At 63.3% G+C, this 14907-nt stretch carries 13 protein-coding genes; 7 read left to right on the plus strand and 6 right to left on the minus strand.

What is annotated here, in order from left to right; genetic code table 11:
• Nucleotides 1-27: 27 nt before the first annotated feature.
• Nucleotides 28-2607: a glycogen/starch/alpha-glucan phosphorylase gene (locus Q1M07_RS12625; RefSeq protein WP_300454247.1), complete on the plus strand. Its 2580-nt coding sequence runs from the start codon at nt 28-30 to the stop codon at nt 2605-2607.
• Between the two features lie 111 nt (nt 2608-2718).
• Here Q1M07_RS12625 and Q1M07_RS12630 read toward each other — a convergent pair whose 3' ends face one another.
• Nucleotides 2719-4677: an alpha-1,4-glucan--maltose-1-phosphate maltosyltransferase gene (locus tag Q1M07_RS12630; protein ID WP_300454248.1), complete on the minus strand. Its 1959-nt coding sequence runs from the start codon at nt 4675-4677 to the stop codon at nt 2719-2721.
• 138 nt (nt 4678-4815) lie between these two features.
• Nucleotides 4816-6024 carry a glycogen synthase gene (glgA, locus tag Q1M07_RS12635; RefSeq protein WP_300454249.1) on the minus strand — a complete coding sequence of 403 codons (1209 nt, stop codon included), beginning with the start codon at nt 6022-6024 and terminating at the stop codon, nt 4816-4818.
• Between the two features lie 238 nt (nt 6025-6262).
• Between glgA and tsaB the strand changes: the two genes are divergently transcribed.
• The 6 genes from tsaB (at nt 6263) to Q1M07_RS12665 (ending at nt 10351) form a co-directional block, all read left to right on the plus strand.
• Nucleotides 6263-6940 carry a tRNA (adenosine(37)-N6)-threonylcarbamoyltransferase complex dimerization subunit type 1 TsaB gene (gene tsaB, locus Q1M07_RS12640; protein WP_300454251.1) on the plus strand — a complete coding sequence of 226 codons (678 nt, stop codon included), beginning with the start codon at nt 6263-6265 and terminating at the stop codon, nt 6938-6940.
• Entirely contained in the window at nt 6937-7413 is a 477-nt protein-coding gene (gene rimI, locus Q1M07_RS12645; protein ID WP_300454252.1) for a ribosomal protein S18-alanine N-acetyltransferase, read from the plus strand. The genes tsaB and rimI overlap by 4 nt, the downstream gene beginning before the upstream one ends.
• Entirely contained in the window at nt 7410-8249 is an 840-nt protein-coding gene (locus Q1M07_RS12650; RefSeq protein ID WP_300454253.1) for a uracil-DNA glycosylase, read from the plus strand. The genes rimI and Q1M07_RS12650 overlap by 4 nt, the downstream gene beginning before the upstream one ends.
• A gap of 71 nt (nt 8250-8320) precedes the next feature.
• The gene (locus tag Q1M07_RS12655; RefSeq protein ID WP_300454254.1) at nt 8321-8950 is read left to right on the plus strand and encodes a LemA family protein; all 630 of its coding nucleotides are present in this window, start codon (nt 8321-8323) and stop codon (nt 8948-8950) included.
• A gap of 4 nt (nt 8951-8954) precedes the next feature.
• On the plus strand, nt 8955-9854 hold the full coding sequence (locus Q1M07_RS12660; RefSeq protein ID WP_300454256.1) for a TPM domain-containing protein: 900 nt from the start codon (nt 8955-8957) through the stop codon (nt 9852-9854).
• On the plus strand, nt 9854-10351 hold the full coding sequence (locus Q1M07_RS12665; RefSeq protein ID WP_300454257.1) for a TPM domain-containing protein: 498 nt from the start codon (nt 9854-9856) through the stop codon (nt 10349-10351). Before Q1M07_RS12660 ends, Q1M07_RS12665 begins: the two co-directional genes overlap by 1 nt.
• Here the strand turns inward: Q1M07_RS12665 and Q1M07_RS12670 are convergent.
• From Q1M07_RS12670 to Q1M07_RS12685, 4 genes are all read right to left on the minus strand, one after another.
• Entirely contained in the window at nt 10348-10869 is a 522-nt protein-coding gene (locus Q1M07_RS12670) for an Lrp/AsnC family transcriptional regulator (protein WP_300454258.1), read from the minus strand. The genes Q1M07_RS12665 and Q1M07_RS12670 overlap by 4 nt on opposite strands.
• 107 nt (nt 10870-10976) lie before the next feature.
• A complete protein-coding gene (gene lolA, locus Q1M07_RS12675; RefSeq protein ID WP_300454259.1) occupies nt 10977-11591 on the minus strand; it encodes an outer membrane lipoprotein chaperone LolA in 615 nt (204 codons plus the stop codon).
• The gene (locus Q1M07_RS12680) at nt 11588-14065 is read right to left on the minus strand and encodes a DNA translocase FtsK (RefSeq protein ID WP_300454260.1); all 2478 of its coding nucleotides are present in this window, start codon (nt 14063-14065) and stop codon (nt 11588-11590) included. The genes lolA and Q1M07_RS12680 overlap by 4 nt, the downstream gene beginning before the upstream one ends.
• A gap of 24 nt (nt 14066-14089) precedes the next feature.
• Complete coding sequence (locus Q1M07_RS12685; protein WP_300454261.1) at nt 14090-14806, minus strand: cyclic nucleotide-binding domain-containing protein; 717 nt, start codon at nt 14804-14806, stop codon at nt 14090-14092.
• Nucleotides 14807-14907 lie beyond the last annotated feature (101 nt).

Consider the following 14907-nt stretch of genomic DNA (forward strand, 5'->3'; position numbering starts at 1 on the left):
GGAACAGGAAACGGAGGAGGTAGTGAAATGAACGATGTAACGACTGAGGTCAATGATCCGTCACCCTCGGCTTCGGCGCCGCTCGTCGGACGCGAGGATCGACGCACCGGGCTCGGGGTGGACGCTCTGAAACGTGCGCTGTTCGACAAGCTGGTCTATGTGCAGGCCCGCTTCCCGGCGGTGGCGACGCGGCGCGACTGCTTTCACGCCCTGGCGCAAGCCGTTCGCGACCGCCTGCTGCAACGCTGGGTGCAAACCGCACGCACGTATCGCGAACAGGGCAGCCGTACGGTCTGCTATTTGTCGGCCGAGTTCCTGATCGGTCCGCAACTCGGCAACAATCTGATCAACCTCGGAATTTTCGAGAACGCGCGGCAAGCGCTGAGCGAACTTGGACTCGACCTGGAGATCCTGCTCGATCAGGAGGAGGAGCCGGGGCTGGGCAATGGCGGTCTGGGGCGGCTGGCAGCCTGCTACCTCGATTCGCTGGCGACGCTCGAAATTCCCGCCATCGGCTACGGTATTCGCTACGAGTTCGGAATTTTCACGCAGACGATCCGTGACGGCTGGCAGGTCGAGCTGACCGACAAGTGGCTGCGTGCTGGAAGCCCCTGGCTGATCCACCGTCCGAACATCGCTTTCGACATCAAACTCGGCGGTCACACCGAACATCAATACGAAGCGACCGGCAGCCGACGCCTGCGCGTGCAGTGGGTGCCTGGCAAGCTGGTACGCGGGACGGCCTGGGACATGCCGGTCCTCGGCTACGGCGTGAACACGCCCAACCGGCTCAGGCTGTGGAGCGCCGAAGCGCCCGAGTCCTACGACTTCGCGGCGTTCAAAGACGGCAACTACTTCCAAGCGGTCGACGCGCAGATTTCGTCGGAAACGATCACCAAGGTGCTGTACCCCAACGACGAGACCGAAGCCGGTCAGATCCTGCGTCTCGAGCAACAGTACTTCTTCGTTTCCTGCTCGTTGCAGGACATGATCCGCCTGCAACTGCAGCGCGAGCAGACCCTCGATCGTTTCCACGAGAAGTTCGTCGTCCAGCTCAACGATACGCACCCGTCGATTGCCATTGCCGAGCTGATGCGCCTCCTGGTTGACGACTACGGCATGGAGTGGGACCAGGCTTGGTCGATCACGCGCCGAACCTTTGCCTATACCAATCACACGCTGTTGCCGGAGGCGCTGGAAAAATGGCGGCTGCCGCTGTTCAAGCGTGTTCTGCCGCGCCACTTCGAAATCATCTGCGAGATCAACGAGCGTTTCCTCGACGACGTGCGGATCTGTTTTCCGGGTGATGACGCCAGGCTCAGGAGGATGTCGATGATCGACGAAGACGGGCCGCGTTACGTGCGCATGGCGCATCTGGCGGTGGCCGGCAGTTTCGCCGTCAACGGCGTGGCGGCATTGCACACCGAGCTGCTCAAATCGGACGTCCTCAAGGATTTCCACGAAATGTGGCCGGAGAAGTTCACCAACAAGACGAACGGCGTAACGCCTCGCCGTTTCGTACTGCTGGCGAATCCGACGATGTCGTCGCTGATCGACGAAACGATAGGTCGCGGTTGGGTCACCGACATGGAGCGGCTGCGCGAACTGGAGTCGTGGGCCGAAGATCCGACTTTCCGCGATGCCTGGCGCCGGGTCAAGGCGGGCAACAAGGTCCGGCTCGTGCGCGAGATCAAGCGACTGACCGGTAGCGACGTCGATCCGGCGTCGATGTTCGACGTCCAGGTCAAGCGCATCCACGAATACAAGCGCCAGCATCTCAACTTGCTGCACGTCGTGTCCCTGTACAAGCGCTTGAAGGACAATCCCCAGCTCGAGGTGGCGCCGCGCACGGTGATTTTCGGTGGCAAGGCGGCGCCGGGCTACTTCATGGCCAAGCTGATGATCCGGCTGATCACCGCCGTGGCCGATGTCGTCGGCCGCGACCCGGCGATGCGTGGCAAGCTTCAGGTAGTCTTCTTCCCGAATTACAATGTCAAGAACGCGCACCTGATCTTTCCGGGCGCCGACCTGTCGGAACAGATCTCGCTGGCAGGCAAGGAGGCTTCGGGGACCGGCAACATGAAGTTTCAGATGAACGGCGCCCTGACCATAGGGACGCTCGATGGTGCCAACGTCGAGATCCGCGAACAGGTGGGCGACGAGAACTTCTTCCTGTTCGGCATGAAGGTGCCCGAAGTCAAGGAGCTTCGCCGTCTGGGCTATCGGCCGCGCGACTATTACGAGACCAACCCGCAGTTGCGCGAAGTGATCGACCTGATCGACTCAGGCTTCTTTACCAAGGGTGACCGAGAGGTTTTTCGGCCGCTGGTCGACCATCTGCTCAGTCACGACGAGTACATGTTGCTGGCCGACTTCCAGGCCTACGTCGACTGCCAGGCGAGGGTTTCCCGGGCCTATCTGGACCCCGAGCACTGGTCGCGAATGTCAATCCTCAACGTTGCGCGGTCGGGCTTTTTCTCATCCGACCGGGCGATCCGCGAGTACTGCGATGAGATCTGGAAGGTGAAACCGGTACGCATCGAACTCACCGAGCTCTCGGCCGAGGACATGCGCTTCGCGCGTGCCACCGGCGGCTCGGCGGTCTGAGCGTCGCCGGGTGGGGCGGGCGATGAGGCCCGCCCGTTCCGCTGCGCTTCCAGGTGGTCGCCCGGCCGGCGTCGACTCGCCCGGCGACATGTGTCGCCGGGCGGGCTTCGGCTACCAGCGGCGGATCTTGATGATGTGCGCCATCTTGGTACTCGGGCTGAGTTCGATGTAGGCCGTCGGACCGCGCCAGCGGTAACGCTCGTCGGACAGCAGATCGTGCGCCTGGTATTGCTCGTCGTCGTCGATGCCGAAAGTGGCCAGCGGGATCTCGAGGTTGGTGTACTGCTTGTGGAAGGGGTCCAGGTTTACCACGCAGACGATGATGTCGGACCGGTCCTCGGTCATCTTGGCGTAGGCGATGATCTTGGGGTTGTCGGTGGTCAGGAACAACACGTTGTTGTAGGTCTGCAGGGCCGGCGAGTCGTGGCGAATGTTGTTGATCAGCGTGATGACCTGGACGATGTGGCCAGGCGCCTTCCAGTCGCGCACTCGGATCTCGTACTTTTCGGAGTCTAGGTATTCCTCCTTGCCCGGAAGGGCCTGGTTCTCGCATAACTCGTAGCCGCTGTAGATCCCGTACACACTGGACAGCGTCGCCGCCAGCACGGCACGCATGATGAATGCCGGCCGGCCGCCGTACTGGAGGATGGGCGGCAGGATGTCCGGCGTGTTGGCGAAGAAGTTGCCGGTGAAGTACTCCTTCATTTCGCCGCTGGTCAGCTCGTTGACGTAGTCGGTGAGTTCCTGCTTCTCGTTGCGCCACGTGAAGTAGGTGTAGGACTGGGCGAAGCCGACTTTCGCCAGCAGCCGCATCATCTTCGGCTTGGTAAACGCCTCGGCCAGAAAGATGACCTCCGGGTGCCGTCGATGCACTTCGCCGATCACCCATTCCCAGAACGGCACCGGCTTGGTGTGCGGGTTGTCCACGCGGAAAGTGGTGACTCCCTTGTCGATCCAGAACAGGAATATTTTGAGCATTTCCTGCCACAGCCCGGTGCGATCGCTGGTGCCGAAGTTCAGCGGGTAGACGTCCTGATACTTCTTGGGTGGGTTCTCGGCGTACTTGATCGAGCCGTCCGGACGGTGGAAAAACCACTCCGGGTGCTGGCTGACGTAGGGATGATCCGGCGAGCAGTTCATGACGTAATCGAGGGCGATCTCGATTTCCAGCTCGCGGCAGGTGGCGACGAACTGATCCCAGTCGTCCCAGGTTCCGAGCTGGGGTTCGAGAGCCATATGACCGCCATGCTCGTTGCCGATCGCCCATGGGCTGCCGACGTCGCCCGGTTCGGCCACCAGACTGTTGTTCTTTCCTTTGCGGAAGCTGTGACCGATCGGGTGAATCGGCGGCAGATAGACGACGTCGAAACCCATCGCGTGGATCGCGCGCAGGCGACGAATGCAGTCCTGCAGCGTGCCGTGCCGGTAGGGTACGCTGCCCTGCGAGCGCGGAAAGAACTCGTACCACGCGGCAAAGCGGGTGATCGGCCGATTGACCATGACTTTCAGCGTTGGCGCCAGTTCGTAGCCTTCGCTGCGATCGGGATATTTGGCCATCATGCTGCGCATGACGACGCCGATGCCCATGTCGATGGCGCCTTGCTGCTCGCCTGCCGCCAGTGCGCTCTCCATGGCGGCGATGATACTGTTCATCCGGTTGCGGTCGCTGCTGGCCGCCATCGCCGCTGATTTCTTCAGAATCAACAGCCCCTCGAGCAGTTCGCTGCTGAGGTTGGCGCCCGGAACGTTTTTCTTGATGACTTCGTCGACCCACGACAGGTAGCGCTCGGCGTAGGCCTCGATGGTGTATTCCCAGCCGCCGATCGCGGTGACAGTGAACTCGCCGTGCCAGCGGTCGTTGTCGCCCAGGGTCATCGGGCTTTCCTGCCACTTCTTGTCGCCGATCGGCCGTACCTTGAGTACGGCGGCCAGCTTGTCGTGGCCTTCCTTGTAGATGTCGGCGCTGACGGCAACTTTTTCGCCGATCACGCGCTTGATGGGAAAGCGACCGTTGTCGACCTGCGGCGCGATCGCTTCGATGATCACACGGGGGTAGTCTTTTGGAACCATTGTGCTGCTCCTAATTGCTGAACCGGCAAGGCCGGAAGTACACTCAAAGAAACGTCCAAGGCTCAGCCGGCGCGACGACGGGCGCGCCAGGCCCGGGCGCCCGAGGCGAGCCGTCGCCGCCGGGCGAAGAGGATCAAATCATTTCAGCAGCGAGTCGTAGAGCGCCTTGGTCTGCTGCGCGATGCTGGCCCAACTGAAGACATCGCGCGCCCTCTGCTGGCCGGCGGCGGCCATCGCCTCGGCGAGTTCGGGGTCGTCGAGCACCTTGTTGATGGCCGCCGCGAGGTCGCGCGAAAAGACATCCGGTACGACGGGTTCGAAGGGTGCGACGTGCAACTGCTCGAGCGGTACCAGGAAGCCAGTGACGCCATCGACCACGACCTCCTTGATGCCGCCGACCGCACTCGCCACGACTGCCGTGCGACAGGCCATGGCTTCCAGGTTGATGATCCCGAAAGGCTCGTAGATCGATGGACAGCAGAATACCGTGGCGTGCGAATAGAGCTGGATCGCTTCGTCCTTGGTGACCATTTCCTGAATCCAGATCACGTTCCGGAAGCCTTCCTGGCGGACGTGCTTGATCGCCGCTTCCATCTCGGCGAGAACCTCCTTCGTATCGGGAGCGCCGGCGCAGAGGACGATCTGGGCGTCGGGATTGATGTACTTGACCGCGTTGACCAGGTGCACGATGCCCTTTTGGCGCGTGATCCGGCCGACGAAGAGGACAATGGGCCTGGCCGGGTCGACGCCATATTTCTCCAGGGCGGACGTCTCGTCAGTTGGGTGGTACTGGTCGACATTGATGCCGTTGTAGATCACGGTGATCTTCGCCGGGTCGATGTCGAAGTGCTCGAGGATGTCGTTCTTGGTCCCCTGTGAAACGGCGATCACCGCATCGGCCATACCCAGGGAGGTACGTTCGATCCATGACGACATGTCGTAGCCGCAGCCGAGTTGCTCGCGTTTCCAGGGCCGCAGGGGTTCGAGCGAATGCACGGTATGGACCAGCGGAATGCCGTAGAGGGTCTTCGCGAGAATGCCGCCGAGGTGAGCGTACCAGGTATGCACATGGACAAGATCGGCATCGACCTGCTCGCTCAGCGTTTCGAGATTGGTCTCGAAAGTATCCAGCGCACCGCTGAGCTTGCGGTCCACGTGGGCGAAGCTGCCTTTCCCGAAGGGGAAGCCCTTGACCCGGACACCTTCGTTCACAGTGTCCTGGTCGCCAAAACAGCGAACTTCGACATGCATCAGTTTGGCGAGCTCGCCGGCCAGATACTCGACGTGAACACCGGCTCCGCCGTAGACGTAGGGAGGGTATTCTCGCGTGAAGAGCAGTACTTTCATCGAGGCACTTTCTATGCTGTGGTTGTGAGTGGGACGTGTTTGCGCACGTCTTCCGAAGTCCCTGCCATTGTATCGGGAAAGGCCTTGGCCGACCAATTCGGCACCTCTCGGCGTACGCTTTTCGCACTCAGGCGGCACCGGCCGTTCGGCCGGCCGGACACGGCGAACACGCGGCCGGTGCGCTGGGCATCCGAGGCGGGCGGCGACGCCAGCCAGCAGGACGGGTAGAATGCGACCGATGAATCTCTTGGCCATCGAAACGTCGACCGAACTGGGTAGCATCGCCGTCTGGCGTGACGGCTACCTGCTGCGGCGCGATTGCCCGGCCGGGCTGGCGCATTCGGAAACGCTGTTGCCCCTGATCGGCGCCACCTTGCACGATATGGGGCTGGGCTTCGCCGACCTGAACGGCATTGCCTTTGCCGCCGGTCCGGGGTCATTTACCGGGCTGCGTGTCGCCTGCGGCGTCGCGCAAGGCTTGGCGATGGCGCACGGACTGCCGGTTTTTCCGGTCGGTACGCTGGACGCCATGGCTTTGGCCAGCGGCGGCGAACGCGTCATCGTGGCGCTGGATGCGCGCATGGACGAAGTCTATTACGGGCTGTTTGTCGCGGCAGCACCGCTAGGCCCGATGGCGGTCTGCGCGCCGTCTCTCGTTCCGTTGCCCGACACCGGCGGCTGGCTGGCCTGCGGCAATGGCTTGCTAGCCTATCCGTCGCTGCGTGAGCGGTTGTCGGTTTGTGTGACACATTGGCAGCCCGACCGAATGCCTGACGCCGGTGCTGTCGCCCGTCTGGCGGCGCGGCATCTGCGGCGCGGCGCGGGGGTCGATGCGGCCGAAGCCGCTCCACTGTACGTTCGCAACAAGGTGGCCTTGACGGTTGTCGAGCGCCTGGCCCGGGGAGGCCGAGCGTGAGTGCCGTGCTACTGCCGCGCGTCGAGATGGTCCCCGTGCGTGTCGACGATATCGACGAGGTTCTGGCGATCGAAAGTCGCGTCTATCCTTTCCCCTGGACGCGCGGCAATTTCGTCGATTCGATCTCTTCCGGCTACAGTGCCTGGGGGTGTCGCATCGACGGCGAACTGGTCGGCTATTTCGTCCTGATGCTGGCGCTCGACGATGCTCATCTGCTCAACCTCAGCGTGGACGAGAAGCGTCAGCGCATGGGTTTTGGTGCGCGTTTGCTGCAACACGCCATGTTGGCCGCGCGACGGGCGGGTGCGACGACGCTCCTGCTCGAGGTGCGGCCATCCAACGAGAGTGCGTTGGGGCTTTACCGGCTCTTCGGATTCGAGCAGATCGGTGTGCGGCGCGGGTATTACCCGGCTGCCGCCGGGCGCGAGGACGCTCTGGTCCTGCGGCGCTCGCTGCTCGGGGTTTCGGCATGAGCGAGGAGAGGCGGTCGGCTGCCGGCTTGCCGCGCGCGCATCTGTTGCGCGAAATGGGCTTGACGCCGCAGTGGCGACTGCGCGAAGCGCTGGCGGCAGGGCGTCAGCGGCTCGCCGAGTCGGCAAACCCGGCGACGGCGACGGCCGGTCGCCGGGCGGTCGAGGAGGATCTCACTGGCCGGCCGGCGAGTCTTTCCATGGCCGCATCGCCCACCGATCGCGCGGCACGGATTGCTCGCCTGGGCTGGGACGAGTTGCGCGCCGCCGTCGCCGACTGCCGGGCCTGCGGACTTTGTGCCGAACGGCGTCAGGCGGTACTTGGCGTGGGGGATGCGGCGGCCGATTGGTTGTTCATCGGTGAAGGGCCGGGGGCTGAGGAAGATGCACGGGGCGAACCTTTCGTCGGTCCGGCCGGCAAGCTGCTCGACGCGATGCTCGCGGCAATCGATTTGCGGCGCGGTGACGATGTCTATATCGCCAATGCGGTCAAGTGCCGGCCGCCCAACAACCGAACACCCGAGACGGCAGAGATGGCGGCTTGCGCACCCTATCTGCAGCGCCAGATCGCGTTGCTGCAGCCGCGGCTGATCGTCCTTCTGGGCCGTGCCGCCGTGCATGCCTTGCTGGGCGACGTTGGTTCGCTGGCCAGCCTGCGCGGCAAACCCTTCGCGTTCTCCTTGCCCGAAGGTAATGGGCGCCCGATCCCAGTGGTCGTCACCTACCATCCGGCCTACCTGTTGCGCAGCCTGACCGACAAGGCCAAAGCGTGGGAGGACCTGTGCCGGGCACGCGCCCTGATGCGAGAGGCGAAGGCGGCGGGTAAGCCAGCCGCCTGACGGCCGCTTGCGCGACCTCGAAAAATCGCCTACCTTTTCCTTCTCGCTTTCCGACTTTCGAGGCCAATTCCATGCACCTGCCAATCGCCGCGCTTCTCGTGCTGCTCGCCGGCCTGCTTTCCGGCTGTGGCTACAACACCTTTCAGAGCGGTGACGAAGCGATCAAGTCGGCCTGGTCGGAGGTGCTCAATCAGTACCAGAGACGGGCTGACCTGATTCCGAATCTGGTCGGCACGGTCAAAGGCTACGCCAGCCACGAGAAGGATGTGCTGACGCAGGTGACGGAGGCGCGCGCCCAGGTCGGCGCAATCCAGGCGACGCCGGAACTGGTCAACAATCCGGAAGCCTTTGCCAGATTCCAGCAGGCGCAAGCCGGTCTGTCGAGCGCCTTGTCGCGCTTGCTGGTCGTCGCCGAGAACTACCCGCAGTTGAAAGCCGACACCGCGTTTCGTGACCTGCAGGCGCAGCTCGAGGGGACCGAAAACCGCATTACCGTCGCTCGCAACCGCTACATCAAGGCGGTCGAAGGCTATAACGTGGCGGTGCGCAGTTTTCCGAACAATCTCACGGCGATGGTTTTCGGGTATTCCGTCAAGCCGAACTTCGGCGTGGAGAACGAGAAGGCGGTCTCGACGGCACCGAAGGTGGACTTCGCCGCGCCATCAGCACCGACTTCGGTGAGGTCGACCACCAGTCAGTAGTCCGATGTGGGCTTTCTTCGCCCGGCTGGCTGCCTGGCTCTGCTGCCTGGCCATTCTGGGATCTGCGGGTCTTGCCGCGGGCGACGATGGGTCGCCGGCAGTTCCTCCGCTTGCCCGGGTTGGTGACCTGACGGCGACACTCAATGGCGAGCAGATTCGCTTCCTGGAAAGCAAACTGGCCGCTCTGGAGCGTGCGAAGGGGGTGCAGATCGCTGTCCTGATTGTTCCGACGGTAAAACCCGAAACCATCGAGCAGTATGCGCTGCGCGTCGTCGAGGCGTGGCGGCTCGGTCGTCAAGGGGTGGACGACGGCGCGCTGCTGCTTGTCGCCAAAGAGGATCGGAAAATGCGCATCGAGGTGGGCTATGGGCTCGAGGGTGTGCTCAACGACGCCAGCGCGAAGCGGATCATCAGCGAGACGATAGGCCCGCGCTTCAAGCAGGGCGATTTCTACGGCGGCATCGATGCCGGTGTCGAGGCCATGATCAGGCTGGCAAGCGGCGAAGCGCTGCCGGCACCGAGCGTAGGCTCGGCGCCCGCGCGCGCCGCCGGCGACGATAGTTTCGAGACCCTGCTGATCGTCGGAGTCATCCTGGTGTTGGTTCTTGGTGGCGTGCTGCGCGCCATTTTCGGGCGACTTCTGGCCGCCGCCATGGTCGGCCTGGCCGCCGCCGGGATCGCGTCCTGGCTGGTCTCGTCGATCCTGGTCGCACTTGTCGTCGGCTTCGCCGCTTTCATTGCTTCGCTGTTTCTCGGTACCTTGGGGGGCGCCGGCTGGTCATCGGGGGGCGCTTCCTGGGGCGGCGGGCGCACGGGGCGCGGGGCGGGCGGCGGCCGTTCCTGGGGAGGTTTTTCCGGTGGCGGCGGTGGCTTTGGCGGCGGTGGCGCGTCGGGAGACTGGTGATGCGACTGAGGAGACTGCTACGTCATCTGGTCCTGCCGGACTGGTGGGTCAGGCGGGTTTTCTCGCCGCGGCTGCGGCAGCGCATCGAGCAGGCGGTGGCCGCGTCGGAGTCGGCGCATTGCGGCGAGTTGCGCATCGTCATCGAAGGTGGGTTGCCTTTGTCGGTTCTGTTGCGCGACGAGCCGGCGCGCGCCCGCGCCATCGAGCTATTTTCGCAGTTGCGCGTATGGGACACCGCCGAGAACAGCGGCGTCCTGATCTATCTGCAGTTGCTCGACCGAAAGGTGGAGATCGTCGCCGATCGTGGTGTCGACGCCAAGCTTGGCCAGGACTTCTGGGACGGCGTCTGCCGTGCCATGGAGAAGGCGTTTCGGGCCGGTGATTACGAAGGCGGCACGCTGTTCGCTCTGACGACGATCAGCGAAGCCTTGCGACTCCACTTTCCGGCGTCGGGCGACAATCCGAACGAACTGGCCGACACGCCCTTGCTGCTCTAGCTTTCGGCATAGCGGATACGCTTGCTCGACCGGGTCGGCTGCGTCAGGTGGTCGAGCGGCAAGACGTGCGTCTGCTTGACGGTTTGCAGGGCGATGCTGGTCTTGATGCGGGCGACCCCGGGGAGCCGCAGCAGCCGTTTCATCATCAGCTCGGAAAACGCCGTCAGATCGGGAACGACCAGGCGCAGCATGTAATCGGCGTCGCCGCTGACCGAGAAGCAATCCATGACTTCCGGCATGGCGGCGACCGCCTGTTCGAAAGCTTCGCTGGCGGTGTCGCTGTGGCGTTCGAGAATGACCTGGGCAAAGGCGCTGATCCCCAGGCCAAGTGCCGACGGAGCGAGCATCGCCACGTAGCCGGCGATGACGCCGTCTTCCTCGAGGCGTTGGATGCGGCGGCTGATCTGCGACGCCGAAAGACGAATTTGTTCGCCAAGCGTCGCGTTGGTCGCGTTGCCCTTGCGCTGCAGCGCATCAAGCAGTGCAAGATCGTATCGATCGATGGTGATTTTTGACATTCTTGGCCAGATTCATGCACGAAATGTGCAGATTATAGGCATGTCCCCAAGTATTTCAAACACCTTTTTGCGCCTTCCGGCGGGCCCTCCGGGCCAACCATCGGCGATCAGTCGCCAAGCACGTCGGTGTTGGCCGGTGGAGTGAAGCGGAACAATGAGGCGTCGAGGCGGGGATTGCGCTCGAGACGGGTAAACCGTAAAGAGGTTGTTTGACCAAGGGTGTCCAACAGTTCCATCGCCTGCAGATCCTTGCCGGCGAAGCCCAGGCTGACTCGTTCGAAACCGCTGTCGGGAGCTCGCGGGATGGCGTCCACCCATTGCAGGCCGTTCTTTTCTCCCGCTTCGTGCAAGCTGAAGTTCTTCTCGATCGTACTGTCGCCGGCGAGCAGCGCGGCCGGCGTGGCACCGAGCGCAGCGCCGGCCTTTCTTACGGTCACCTGGCGAAGGTCGGGGTCGTGGATCCACACCTTCTCGCCGTCGCCGACCAGCAACTGCGCGTATGGCTTGTCGATCTGCCAGCGAAACTTTCCCGGCCGGGCGAACATCATCACGCCGCTCGCGAGCTGCGGTTTTTGTCCGTTGCGGCCGACGACGCTTTGCGCGAAGTCGGCTCGTACGCTCCTCGTCGACTCGAAAAACTGATGCAGCTTGTCGATCGCACCGGCGCCGGCGGCCGGGGCGGTCGCCAGGCAGACGGCGACGAGCAGTGTGCGGCAGATCATTCGTCATCCTTTCGGGCAAGGACTTCCCGACCACCACGGGCGTCCATCGCCGAGACCAGGCCGGCCTTTTCCATCGCCTCGATCAGGCGTGCCGAGCGGTTGTAGCCGATGCGCAGATGACGCTGAACCAGTGAAATCGAAGCACGCCGGTTTTTCAGCACAACCTCGACGGCCTGGTCGTAAACTGGATCGGCTTCGCCATCGGTGTCCAGGCCGCCATCCCCGCCGCTTTCGACGTCGTCTTCGGTGCCGCCCCCGAGAACACCTTCGACATAGGCCGGGGCGCCCGCTTTCTTCAGGTAGTCGACCACCCGGTGGACTTCCTCGTCGGCGACGAAAGCACCGTGAACGCGCGTCGGGTAGCCGGTGCCTGGCGCGAGGAAAAGCATATCGCCCTGGCCGAGCAGAGTTTCCGCGCCCATTTGGTCGAGCACGGTGCGCGAGTCGATTTTCGACGAGACCTGGAAGGATATTCGCGTCGGGATGTTGGCCTTGATCAGGCCGGTGATCACATCGACCGACGGCCGTTGCGTCGCCAGGATCAGATGAATTCCCGAGGCACGGGCTTTCTGCGCGAGGCGAGCGATGAGTTGTTCGACCGTCTTGCCGGAGACCATCATCAGATCGGCGAGTTCGTCGATTACGACGACGATGTAGGGCAAGAGGCTCAGAGGTTCGGGAGTGTCGGGAGTCAGCGAGACCGGGTTGGGGATTTTTTCGCCGCTTTTTTGAGCCTCCCGAATGCGGTGGTTGAGTCCCACCAGATTGCGCACGCCCATGGCCGACATCAGCTTGTAGCGCTTCTCCATCTCGCCGACGCACCAGTTGAGGGCGTTGGCCGCCTGCTTCATGTCGACCACGACCGGCGCCAGCAGGTGGGGGATGCCTTCGTAGATCGAAAGTTCGAGCATTTTCGGGTCGACCAGGATCAGTCGCACCTGATCGGGTTCCGCCTTGTAGAGCAGCGACAGGATCATCGCATTGATGCCGACCGATTTGCCGGAACCGGTCGTTCCGGCGACCAGGAGGTGAGGCATCTTGGCCAGGTCGACGACCGTCGGCTGGCCGCCAATGTCCTTGCCGAGCGTCATTGTCAGCGGCGAAGCCATGTCGCTGTATTCCTTGCTGGCAATGACCTCAAGCAGGCGTACCATTTGCCGCTTCGGGTTCGGCAACTCGAGTGCCATCGACGACTTGCCCGGAACTGTCTCGACGACGCGCACCGAAACCAGCGACAAGGAGCGGGCCAGATCTTTCGCCAGATTGAGAATCTGCGCCCCCTTGACACCAACCGCCGGCTCGATCTCGTAGCGCGTGATGACCGGGCCGGGGTAGGCTGCGGTAACGGCTACCTGGACGCCGAAGTCGGCCAGCTTGCGCTCGATCAGACGCGAGGTGAACTCGAGCGTTTCCGGTCGGATCTGGTCGGTGTGCGGAGACGCCGGTTCGAGCAGATGGAGCGGCGGCAGCATGCCGCCGGCCACCGCCTCGGGGAACAGGGGAGCTTGCCGCTCGCGATCGATCCGCTTTTCGATCTTGGCCGGCAGCGGCGCCGGTGCCGGCGGCGCTGGTTCGTCGGCCGCGGCCGGCGGATCGGCCGGCGCCTTGGCTGTCGGTGGCGAGGCAATGGGGCTGGCTGGCTCGCTGAGCACCGGTTCATGACGAACGCTCTCGGGCGGCCGTATGAGCTTCGGCGACGGCTTGGCCGTCGCCCGGCTTTTATCGAGTGGTGTCGGATCGTGGGCTTCTCCCCGCTTCTTCTCTTCTTCGACCACGGCTTGACGCTCGCGGGCGACCTCGCGGCCGATACGCCGATCCTGCCAGCGCTCGAAGAGTTTGCCGACGCCGCGGATCGTTGCTTCGAAGAGCGAACCGACGCGTTCGGCGGCGGTGATCCACGACATTCCGGAGAAAATGCTCCAGCCGAGCATGAGCATGGCAAACAGGGCCAGTGTGGCGCCGGTGTAGCCCAGGTAGCGCACGGCGAAGACGCCCAATTCGGTGCCGATGACGCCTCCCGGACCCGCCGGCAGCGTCGCCTTCAGCGTGTAGAAGCGCAGCGTCTCCAGTCCGCTGCTGGCCACGAGCAGGACGACAAAGCCGGCGATGGCGATGTACAGAGGGCGTCGATCACCTCCCCGTTGGCCGTCCAGATTCCGGTAGCCCCACCACACGAAGGCGATCAGCAGGATCGTCCACCACCAGGCGGAAAGGCCGAAAATGTAAAGCATCAGATCGGCCAGCCAGGCGCCGCTGCGACCGGCCGGGTTGTGCAGGGTCGTCGTGTGTACGGCGTGCGACCAGCCCGGGTCGGCGCGATGATAGCCCCACAGCGCAAGCGCGAGAAAGCCGGCGACGGCGGTCAGGACAAGCCAGCGTGCTTCCAGCAGCAGACGGGCAATTTTTTCCGGCAACGGGCTCGGCGCGCTCGACGCGTAGGCGGCTCGGCCGGCAGTCTTGTTCAGCAAGGCCATTGGTGTGAAGTCGCTCGCTGCGGATTAGGGTCGGCCGGCCGGCGCTGGCGCGGCGCCGGCGAGCAGGCGCTTTTCAATGATCACGATGCGCCCCTCTTCGACCCGGAAGTAGCCTCGGTTCTCGAGATCCTTCATCACCCGGCTAACCATCTCGCGCGAGGCACCGATCATCTTGGCGATGTCCTGCTTGGTCAGGCGGCGCTTGATCACCCGCTGGCCACGTTCTTCTTCGGAAAAATCGATCAGCAGCTTGGCGACCCGGCCATAGACATCGAGCAGGGCCAAGCTTTCGATGTTGCGGTCCGCTTCGCGCAAGCGCTGGACAAGGCTCTTCATGATGTTCAGGCAGAGATCGAAATTCTCGGCCAGGCAGCGCTTGAAGTCGCTCTTGGTGATCACCAACAGTTCGCAGGTCTCGGTCGCGACGACATCGGCCGAGCGGGGGCTGCCATCGATCAAGCCCATTTCACCAAAGAACTCGCCCGGGCCAAGCAGGGTCAAAATAACCTCCCGCCCTTCTTCATCGCTGTTGAGCACCTTGGCGCCGCCGCTGATCAGCACGTAAAGGGAGTCCGTGCTGTCGCCTGCGCGTACGATGGTCGTCTGGCGCGGTACTCGGCGATGAAAGGCGACCTTCGCGATCTGTTCGAGCTGCGAATCCGGTACGCCGGCGAACATCGGGATGCTGTGCAGCAAAGTCAGGCTGGGTCCTCTTCTGGGTAGCTCGACCTGTGTGTTCATGAGGCATTCTTTCGTCAAGTGAAATGATTTCTATCAAAGGCTTGCGCGCCGATTATAAGGCACTTTGCAGGTCTTCGACGTACCCGAGGCAGCAACTTGCC

It is taken from the genome of Accumulibacter sp. (assembly GCF_029255285.1).
Lineage (GTDB): Bacteria > Pseudomonadota > Gammaproteobacteria > Burkholderiales > Rhodocyclaceae > Accumulibacter.

What these genes read in the sequence shown, in the direction of transcription:
- Q1M07_RS12625 (WP_300454247.1), top strand. Translation starts at nt 28, where the DNA reads ATGAACGATGTAACGACTGAGGTCAATGATCCGTCACCCTCGGCTTCG.
- Q1M07_RS12630 (WP_300454248.1), bottom strand. Translation starts at nt 4,677, where the DNA reads ATGGTTCCAAAAGACTACCCCCGTGTGATCATCGAAGCGATCGCGCCG.
- glgA (WP_300454249.1), bottom strand. Translation starts at nt 6,024, where the DNA reads ATGAAAGTACTGCTCTTCACGCGAGAATACCCTCCCTACGTCTACGGC.
- tsaB (WP_300454251.1), top strand. Translation starts at nt 6,263, where the DNA reads ATGAATCTCTTGGCCATCGAAACGTCGACCGAACTGGGTAGCATCGCC.
- Q1M07_RS12650 (WP_300454253.1), top strand. Translation starts at nt 7,410, where the DNA reads ATGAGCGAGGAGAGGCGGTCGGCTGCCGGCTTGCCGCGCGCGCATCTG.
- Q1M07_RS12655 (WP_300454254.1), top strand. Translation starts at nt 8,321, where the DNA reads ATGCACCTGCCAATCGCCGCGCTTCTCGTGCTGCTCGCCGGCCTGCTT.
- Q1M07_RS12660 (WP_300454256.1), top strand. Translation starts at nt 8,955, where the DNA reads ATGTGGGCTTTCTTCGCCCGGCTGGCTGCCTGGCTCTGCTGCCTGGCC.
- Q1M07_RS12665 (WP_300454257.1), top strand. Translation starts at nt 9,854, where the DNA reads ATGCGACTGAGGAGACTGCTACGTCATCTGGTCCTGCCGGACTGGTGG.
- Q1M07_RS12670 (WP_300454258.1), bottom strand. Translation starts at nt 10,869, where the DNA reads ATGTCAAAAATCACCATCGATCGATACGATCTTGCACTGCTTGATGCG.
- lolA (WP_300454259.1), bottom strand. Translation starts at nt 11,591, where the DNA reads ATGATCTGCCGCACACTGCTCGTCGCCGTCTGCCTGGCGACCGCCCCG.
- Q1M07_RS12680 (WP_300454260.1), bottom strand. Translation starts at nt 14,065, where the DNA reads ATGGCCTTGCTGAACAAGACTGCCGGCCGAGCCGCCTACGCGTCGAGC.
- Q1M07_RS12685 (WP_300454261.1), bottom strand. Translation starts at nt 14,806, where the DNA reads ATGAACACACAGGTCGAGCTACCCAGAAGAGGACCCAGCCTGACTTTG.